Raw genomic sequence first — 7,796 nt, forward strand, 5'->3', positions numbered from 1 at the left:
AATGGATCGAAGTTATGACTAAAATTCATGACTTTTTATGGGGCTTGGTTTTCACCTTAGCACTATCTTTAATGAGCAATATGCTTAATGCTCAAGAGCAGAACGTTATTAAGTTGCAAGAAACTATTCGAGGTAATCAAGAGCAGCCCAAAGTGATGACTATAGTGCCGTGGCAGTCACCTAAAACAAAACAAGCTTTGCCTAGCCCTATTGTTGAACGTATTAATAAAAAGTTTGTGCCGTTACAGCGGGACGAATTAAAGCTACAAATTCAAATTTTAAAAACATACCCCAAACCTTAGGCAAATACCTATAGGAGCGGAATGAAAAGATATAGTGAACAGATTACAAAGTAGGAGTGAGTGATGAATTTTTTTGAAGTAGTAGTACGGTTTTTTCAAGAGGGCGGTGCGTTTATGTTCCCTATTGCCGTTGTTTTAGCAATAGGTCTGGCAATAGCAATCGAACGTTATTTCTTCTTAAGCTTTTCTAAAAGTGTCAATAAAAAAGCCTTTAAACAAATGGAGCCGCTACTTAACAAACATGATTACCCCGGAGTGTTAAGTTTCGCCAATACTGATAATGCCCCGATTAGCCGCATTATAGGTGCAGGTTTAACACGTTTAGATCATAGTCAAAGGCGTGAAGATATCGAATATGCCATGGAAGAAGGTTTGATGGAAACTACGCCTCGATTGGAAAAGCGTACTGCATATTTAGCTACGCTAGCAAATATCTCAACTTTATTAGGCTTGTTGGGCACAATCATAGGATTGATTGCAGCGTTTTCTGCGGTAGCCACGGCTGACCCTTCTGAAAAGGCTAGTTTGTTATCCCAGAGCATTTCGGTAGCCATGAATACTACCGCTTTTGGTTTGATTGCCGCCATTCCCCTTCTGGTTTTTCACTCTGTGTTACAAACCAAAACCACCGAAATTATTGACAGCATGGAAATGGCTGGGGTGAAGTGTTTAAACGCTCTCATTGCACGAAATGATTTGAATACCCAGTCTCGTTCTACAGACGACAATAGATAAGTTAAGCCCAAATATAGGAATACGATATGGCGGGTAGAGCAAAATTCGGTCGTAGTAGTCGAAAAATCAAAAAAGATGCTGAGTTGGACATCACCTCTTTTATGAATTTGATGATAGTACTAGTGCCTGTGCTTTTGATGATGATGGTGTTCTCGCGGATCACTGTTTTGGAACTTGCTTTGCCGCAGCTTGGTGAAGCAAATGAACAAAATATTGATGAGAAAGATCAGCGTTTGGAGCTGGTGGTCAGGGCAGACAATATTGCCGTTTATTACCCTCAAGGGTATCTTGTAAAAGATATTGCAGTTAGCGACCAAGGTTATGACTATGCCGCCTTGCAATTGGTGCTTAGACAAATAAAACAGACTTTGATCAACAAAAATATCGATAAAAAAGCCGCCACTTTGTTATTAGAAGAAAACATTCCATATCAAGTGATTGTGGCCTTAATGGATACCACTCGCTCATACCAAGATGTATTGATTGCTTCAGTGGTGGATGCTGAACTTTTCCCTGAAATTTCCTTAGGTGATGCCCCTGCCGTATCAAATGAGTCTTCTGGGAGTGAAAAATGAAACAATCAGCAAGAGCTATGCGTATGCAGCGCCACCATAAACGTATGGCCCAAGACTCCAAACTCAGCTTAGTTTCATTAATGGATATTTTTACTATTTTGGTGTTTTTTTTGATGGTTAATGCCTCAGAAGTGCAAGTGTTACAAAACAGCAAAAGTGTTGAGTTACCTGAATCGACCGCGCAACAAGCGGCGCAAGAAACCTTGATATTGATGGTCAACAATACTGACTTAATTCTTCAAGGCCAAAAGTTGGCTAGCGTGCAAACTATCTTGAGTCAAAGCGACGACCTGATACCAGAACTTGTAACTGAACTGGCATATCAAGTTAATCGTGCAAGTAACAATGGCGAAAAAGATGCTGATGGCAACGATATCGAAAGAGCGATTACCATTATGGGTGATAAGAATATTCCCTATACTTTGCTCAAACGTATTATGCAAACATGCGCCCAAGCTGGGTTTACCAATATTTCTTTGGCAGTTGCCGGGCAAGAACCTTCGGGGCAACAAAAAGAAAACCAAGTGAATGATGCTGCTACTGCTCAAGGAGAAGATCAATGACCAGTAGCATTAATGTTCACACTGCTACTAATAGTCATATGTCAGAGCCGAATGCATTTGTTACAGTCTTGCCATGGTCATCAAGTGAGCTAGAGAACAAACGTTTTAGGACTATTACTGTTGTTGTTTTGTTTATCACTTTGGCCTTTGCCGCAGTAGTGAAATGGCAAGAGTTACCAGAACGTGCTCGTGCAGAAAAAGAAAAAGTACCCGCCCAATTGACGCGTTTAATGACACCTAGAAAAGTCGAACCACCTAAACCTATTCCAGTGCCTGTACCCAAACCTTTGCCTGCCAAGCCTAAGGTCGAAAAGCCAAAACCTGTTCCTCCTAAAGCAGTAGAACCTAAAAAAGTACCAGCAAAAGATGTCAAGAAAGTGCCTCCTAAGCCGGTAAAGGTCAAAGTGCCCACACAAGCAGAACTTACCGAACAAGCTAAAATCAAAGCCAAACAATCAGGTTTGTTAGCCTTTCAAGATGATTTAGCCAGTATGCGAGACAATGCCAGCCTGAATAATTTAGCGGATACCGATACCATCAAAGGTGCTGGGGCAAGCAATCAAACCCAGCGTAAGTTTATCGGTAAAAAAGTAGCGGCTAGTAGCGGTGGGGTAGACACCAGTAATTTGACCACTAATATCGGCTCAAAGGGAGAACTAGCAGAACGTAAAAACACTGAATATGTAGCCCCCAATGAAGGTCTCGCATCATTGGCTGCAAAACAAATTGTAACTGAAGGTGCAGTATTAGGTAGTCGCGAAACTGAGTCTATTCGTAAAGTATTGGACGCCAACAAAGGTGCGATTTATGCTATTTATCGGAAAGCGTTACGCTCTGACCCGAGTTTACAGGGCAAGTTAACCGTTAATCTACAGATAGAGCCTAATGGTTCAGTGTCCAAAGTAACATTGGTTTTCAGTGAATTAGGAGCTCCAGACGTAGAGAAAAAATTACTCAGTAGAATACGCCTCATTAATTTTGGTGAACAATCTGTGACACAAACCCTACTAGACTATTCTTTTAATTTTTTGCCCTTCTGAGGGAAGTCAAATATGTTTAATGAACATGGCGAATTTGTTGTGACACGCCAGGGTAATATTTTAATCGCCTATATATATGGAGCCTGGAATGCCGAAACAGCCAAAGCCTATAAACACACTATCAATCAAACCATTGAGCCCCTGAAAGGCAAATCATGGGCTCTTATTAGCAATGTTCAACAGTGGGGATTGTGCACTCCCGATTGTGAATTACTGATGGTGGAATTGGCTGCAGAATGCAGGGGTAATAGTCTTAAAAGAGAAGCGATAGTCAACAATAATACCAAGAGTGTTAAGCTGGAGTTGTTTAACAACCATTCAAAACAAAACCCCTGCGAATTCGAACCTTCACGAATTCAGTTTCAAAGACGTTTTTTGGAAACTGACGAACAAGCCAAAGTCTGGCTTAAAACTGAAGGTTATAGTCTGAAATAAAGTCATATGTTTTTAAACGAGCAAATAAATGCAGTTTAGACCTGTATTGTGATCCTTGTACTAATGGATAACTAGGAATATATTGTTGTTAACAATTTATTTACTTTACTCAGGAATGGCAATGCAACCTTCGTTTCAGTACTTAGCCCGTTGTTTTCTGTGAGTGTTGTCGTAAAAAATATGTATGCAAAGCTATGTTTTGTATTGGTTATATTACTGACCATTACTACTAGTCATGCCGCTTTAGAAGTTATCAAACATGTAAGTTCAAGGTCCGATCGTGATCAACAAAAAACCTATTATGTAGCTTTGCTACAATTAGCCATTAAAAAAGCACAACCTAAGTTTGGCCCCGCTACGTTAGAATCTTTTGGTACCTCTATGGTGTATCAACGTAAACTGATTAGTCTTAATAAAGGTGAACTTGATGTTATTTGGGCCATGACATCAGAACAAAGGGAGCAAGAGTTGTTACCCATAATGATCCCGATTTTGAAGGGTCTTATTGGTTATCGAATTATGGTGATCCAAGAAACAAAACAACAAGAACTAACTCATATATTAAGCACCACGCAAATCAAAAATATGGTTGCTCTGCAAGGATTAGATTGGGCAGATACAGAAATCCTTCGGGCAAATGGTTTCAAAGTGGAAACATCAGATTGGTACAATAGTTTGTACAAAGGTCTGAGTAAGGGGCATTACGATTATTTTCCTAGGTCTATTTTGGAGCCTTGGGCAGAAATGCGAAAATATCGATTTAAAAATCTAGTAGTTGAGAATAAACACTTGCTCTATTACCCAGCCGCCATGTATTTTTTCGTACAAAAAGACAATAAAGCCTTAGCTCAGAGATTAGAGTATGGGTTAAATCAAGCTATTGACGACGGCAGTTTTGACCAACTTCTATATAGCTATCCGGCACACCAAGAGGCATTGTCTAAAGGCAAACTAAGCTCTAGGGTGGTACATAAACTATCGAATCCTTTTCTACCAAAAACGACTCCCTTAACTGACAAACGTTTGTGGTATCAACTTTATCAATGAACACAATTTTCGCTACTGCCATTTGTTTGGGTATTGTGATTGTATCTAAGCTATAACCTGCGTAAAATCCGCCGCGGAGTTGGCCAGACAATCGTCGTTCAGTTTTCACTTGTGAATTTCTGAAGGGAGGAAAGTCCGGGCTCCATAGGGCAGGGTGCCAGGTAACGCCTGGGCGGCGCGAGCCGACGACAAGTGCAGCAGAGAGAAGACCGCCTAAGCGCGTAAGCGCCGGTAAGGGTGAAAGGGTGCGGTAAGAGCGCACCGCGTTGCTGGCAACAGTATACGGCAAGGTAAACTCCACCCGGAGCAAGACCAAATAGGATCTCGTATGGCGTGGCCCACGTTGAGATCGGGTGTGTTGCTGGAGCCAGTGAGCGATTGCTGGCCTAGATGAATGATTGTCGCTGTTTGTTTTCGAACAAACTTCACAGAACCCGGCTTATCGGCCAACTCCAACTATTTAGTATAAACCCATGAAATTCATGGGTTTATACTACCCTCTAAAAGAGTTTTATCCCTCAATTAACATTCTTGCAAATTCCCTCGACAATTGGCGAACATAGAGCGGAGGGGAAATCAAAGTATCGGCTTTGCCGGCTAAGTCTATTCAGACTTCGCTATTATACCAATCCGCATAAATAAGTGACCTCTCAGCGAGATTTTAAAAGGGCTTAATCAAGGCGCTTGAATGAAGTAATAGTTATTCTATTGCGAATTCGAGCAACGCAGAGTAAGCCCTTTTAAACTCGCCCTAAAGGGAAAGCGCCAGCCATTCTTGCACTTCCTTCTCACTATTTGAAAGGGCTTGCCATTCCTGCATAGTGACGCCTTGTGCAAAAATGGCTGGTGATTTCTGAGTGGGCACTTCTTTATGCGGAATGGTATTGCTTGGTTTAGTAAATTTTAAGGCTTGCTAATATGACTGCCTTAGTAATGCTAATCACTTACTTGCTCTTGCATGTGTTTCAACATGTTTTGCATGTCTTGCTCAATGCCAAAATTTTGCTCTAATATGGTTTTAAGCTCATTGTCGGAGGTGGTTTTCATCGTTTGTAATATTTGATTGGCCAATTGCTGACGATGACTACTGTCTATTTCACGGCTAAACATCATCATGCTCAAACCGTTGGCAGCTAGGTTGCGCACATAGTGATTGGGGTCGTTATTGAGTAAGTTGATAAAGGTTGGAGCCAGCTTCGCGTTGGCTACAGTCCCTGAGGTTATGGTTTCCAATGCGCGAATACGGGTTTTTTCATCATTGGTGCTGTTGGCAATATCCATGATAGCTTCAGAAAGTAAATTGCTGGTCTCAACCGGAGAAAAAGTTGACAAGATCCCGCTGGTGATTTGTAACTGGGTCATGGCTTCTAGACGTTTTTCATCACTGAGATTGTTGTCCAACACCTTGTGTTTCAATTCTTGTTGTATTTTCGCCGCATAGTCTGGATCGGTTTTAAGCTTTTGCTCGTAATCATCAGGTAATGTTTCATAAAAGCTTTGAAAAGGATTATTGCTTAAGCGTTCGTCTTCCAATTGTTGCTCGCGCTGAGCCACATAAGTCTCGATCATTTGGGTGACGACTTGTTCGGAGACAGGCGCTTGGCTTAATGTGTTTTCCAATGTGATTAACCTTTGGTTCAGGGCATTTAGAGTTTGCTGTAACCTTTGCATGTGCACTTCCTTGCTGTTGCCAGCGCTGGTGATTGGCAGCGACGCAATGCCAATGGAAACAGCCTGTTCTTCTGCTGACAGCGCATTGTGGCTTAGATTTAACGGTGCCTGACTGACTTGCAAATAAAAACAGCTAGCCGCCAGTAAAAATGCGGCGAAGGCGAGAGCTAAGGTAAAAAAGTGACTGGATTTAGACATGGTTCTGAACATAAATGTAACAATGGCCCCATGCTACCTTTGTCGCTGCACCGTTACCAGTTAGAGAATGTATCGATTTGTACGCGAAAGAGATTTACCAAGCCACCCATAACAATTTAGATTTACCAAGCCACCCATAACAATTTGACTAAACACCAGCACAAGCTAGGCTTTGATTAGGAAATAAATCAAGATTTACCAAGCCACCCATAACAATTTGACTAAACACCAGCACAAGCTAGGCTTTGATTAGGAAATAAATCAAAGGATTGATGTCATGCCCCAGCCACGTAGTAGTCAAATTTGTTTATCGGATACTCCTTATTACCATTGTGTTTCCCGTTGTGTGCGGCGCTCTTTTTTGTGCGGTGTGGATAGTTATTCAGGCCAAAGTTATGAACATCGTCGGGGGTGGGTTGAACAACGACTGTTGTTTTTATCATCTGTGTTTTCAATTGATATATGTGCTTATGCTGTGATGAGTAATCACGTGCATGTGGTGTTACATGTGGATGTGCAGCAAGTGATGGCTTGGACAGATAGTGAAGTGGTTGAACGCTGGCACCGCCTACATAAAGGCACATTGCTCACGCAAATGTTTGTAAGAGGTGACACGTTAAGCCAAAGTCAACAACTGACCTTAAATGACACCATAATCGAGTATCGCAAGCGCTTACATGATATTAGCTGGTTGATGGGTAACCTGAATGAACATATTGCCCGAGAAGCCAATAAAGAGGATGAATGTACGGGTAGATTCTGGGAAGGACGGTTTAAATCACAAGCTTTATTAGATGACGCCGCATTACTGTCCTGTATGGCCTATGTTGACCTTAACCCCATTCGAACCAAGATAGCGGATACCCCTGAAACGTCAGAGCACACCAGTATTAAAAAACGTTTAGAATCGATAAAAGACCCCATCACAACACCTTCACTGATGTCTTTTATCGGCAATCCTAGACAAGATATGCCAAAAGGCATCGCTTTCTCACTAAAAGACTATTGTGAGTTAGTGGACATAACAGGCAGAATCATCAGAAACGACAAAGCAGGGCATATAGACCAACAACAACCCATCTTACAAAGGTTAGGCCTATCAGACGGACAATGGCTCACCCTCACCACAGAGTTTGAAAAACACTTTTGTTATGCAGCAGGCGCAGAAATGATGATGAACCAGTTTAAAGCACACACAGGCCACCAACGCATTCGAGGCATGAGTAAAGC

At 41.7% G+C, this 7,796-nt stretch carries 9 protein-coding genes and 1 other RNA gene; 9 read left to right on the forward strand and 1 reads right to left on the reverse strand.

Translation table 11 applies throughout. The features are described from left to right. Positions 1-14 precede the first annotated feature (14 nt). The 8 genes from GARC_RS10625 to rnpB all read left to right on the forward strand — a co-directional run bounded on the left by GARC_RS10625 (position 15) and on the right by rnpB (position 5,155). Positions 15-302, forward strand: coding sequence for a hypothetical protein (locus tag GARC_RS10625; RefSeq protein ID WP_007619724.1), 288 nt, complete (start codon positions 15-17; stop codon positions 300-302). 63 nt (positions 303-365) lie between these two features. Continuing rightward, positions 366-1,037, forward strand: coding sequence for a MotA/TolQ/ExbB proton channel family protein (locus GARC_RS10630; protein ID WP_007619727.1), 672 nt, complete (start codon positions 366-368; stop codon positions 1,035-1,037). Between the two features lie 26 nt (positions 1,038-1,063). Further along, positions 1,064-1,612, forward strand: coding sequence for an ExbD/TolR family protein (locus tag GARC_RS10635; protein WP_007619728.1), 549 nt, complete (start codon positions 1,064-1,066; stop codon positions 1,610-1,612). Next, positions 1,609-2,175, forward strand: coding sequence for an ExbD/TolR family protein (locus GARC_RS10640; protein WP_007619729.1), 567 nt, complete (start codon positions 1,609-1,611; stop codon positions 2,173-2,175). Before GARC_RS10635 ends, GARC_RS10640 begins: the two co-directional genes overlap by 4 nt. Beyond that, the gene (locus GARC_RS10645; RefSeq protein ID WP_007619731.1) at positions 2,172-3,215 is read left to right on the forward strand and encodes an AgmX/PglI C-terminal domain-containing protein; all 1,044 of its coding nucleotides are present in this window, start codon (positions 2,172-2,174) and stop codon (positions 3,213-3,215) included. Before GARC_RS10640 ends, GARC_RS10645 begins: the two co-directional genes overlap by 4 nt. Positions 3,216-3,227: 12 nt before the next feature. After that, positions 3,228-3,650 carry a hypothetical protein gene (locus GARC_RS10650; protein ID WP_007619739.1) on the forward strand — a complete coding sequence of 141 codons (423 nt, stop codon included), beginning with the start codon at positions 3,228-3,230 and terminating at the stop codon, positions 3,648-3,650. Between the two features lie 159 nt (positions 3,651-3,809). Continuing rightward, positions 3,810-4,697, forward strand: coding sequence for a type 2 periplasmic-binding domain-containing protein (locus GARC_RS10655; RefSeq protein ID WP_226989109.1), 888 nt, complete (start codon positions 3,810-3,812; stop codon positions 4,695-4,697). 75 nt (positions 4,698-4,772) lie between these two features. Beyond that, positions 4,773-5,155: RNase P RNA component class A (gene rnpB, locus GARC_RS25925), an RNA gene on the forward strand. Positions 5,156-5,633: 478 nt separating this feature from the next. Here rnpB and GARC_RS10660 read toward each other — a convergent pair. After that, entirely contained in the window at positions 5,634-6,566 is a 933-nt protein-coding gene (locus GARC_RS10660) for a HEAT repeat domain-containing protein (protein WP_039989307.1), read from the reverse strand. 277 nt (positions 6,567-6,843) lie between these two features. Between GARC_RS10660 and GARC_RS10665 the strand changes: the two genes are divergently transcribed. Continuing rightward, positions 6,844-7,796: transposase (locus GARC_RS10665; protein ID WP_039989309.1), on the forward strand; the 953-nt coding region annotated here is incomplete at its 3' end.

The sequence above is a fragment of the Paraglaciecola arctica BSs20135 genome (assembly GCF_000314995.1).
Lineage (GTDB): Bacteria > Pseudomonadota > Gammaproteobacteria > Enterobacterales > Alteromonadaceae > Paraglaciecola > Paraglaciecola arctica.